Genomic DNA, 934 nt, shown 5'->3' on the forward strand with positions numbered 1-934 from the left:
AAGGCGGCCGGATCATATTCCCGATCGGTAAAATATCCCCTCACACAGAGCGTCTCAAATTCTTCCAATACCCCACTGACTTTGATTAATGGCTTGCGCGGCGGTAATTCCGGCGGCGGTGGCTCTTCTGCCAAGATTGCATCCAGTACCGGAATTTGAGCCTGAACCTCCGCTATTGCTTTTTCCACTTCGGCTCTATCTTCAGGGCAACGTTGAATCCTTTCTCGCTTAACCTCGATTCGTGTATTAAGGCTACTTCTCTGACTTTTTATTTCCTTAAAGTCAATAGCGTCTTTAAAAGAGCGACTGGTACTCATGACAAATCCTTCATTGCATTAGCAAAGCTTTTACTTTGTTCTTCATTCGGCTAATTCCTATTATTTAATTGCTGAAATCAGTAATAGTAATAATAACTCCAAAAACAAGCCTGATCGGGCATAACTCTTCCACTCGCCTTATCGGATTGTTCGTCTGGAGAATTGACCTTGATTTCCTTCAACCTCTTTTCTGTAAGTTTCTCAAGATCAATTTCTGTAGGATTAGGGAAACCTAATATAGTAAAAATCTCCTCAGCCAGCCTAAATGTCGGTTTAGGATTTCTCATGCAGGAAAAATAGATTAACGGTGAAAGGACAATTGCTATCAACCCACAAAATGAAGAGATGTATTTTATATAATCAACAATACTTTCTTTGCTTTGTTCATCAAAAAGACCCAGTATCATAAATATAAGAAATAACAGTAAAGAAACATACCAGGTGCCGCGTAACTGATATTTAGCATTTGAATGAATACCCTGCCTACAACCTGTCTCTTAGTCACATCTCTACATCAACCGATTTAGCCAGTAAATACCCATCAATAAGCGTTTGTAGCAGGAACCAGCCTTCCCATAGTCTTTCCCACCCGACCCGGCCTGTCCGTTTTGAGTCAT

The 934-nt window shown here is 40.8% G+C and carries 2 pseudogenes; both read right to left on the reverse strand.

Annotated features, from left to right (window positions below):
- Positions 1-317: pseudogene (locus tag CKY02_RS23115) on the reverse strand (putative type VI secretion system effector); the annotation flags it as partial.
- 77 nt (positions 318-394) lie between these two features.
- Positions 395-796: pseudogene (locus tag CKY02_RS26490) on the reverse strand (putative type VI secretion system effector); the annotation flags it as partial.
- Between the last annotated feature and the right edge of the window lie 138 nt (positions 797-934).

The sequence above is a fragment of the Photorhabdus bodei genome (assembly GCF_003287735.1).
GTDB classification, from domain to species: Bacteria; Pseudomonadota; Gammaproteobacteria; order Enterobacterales; family Enterobacteriaceae; genus Photorhabdus; species Photorhabdus kayaii.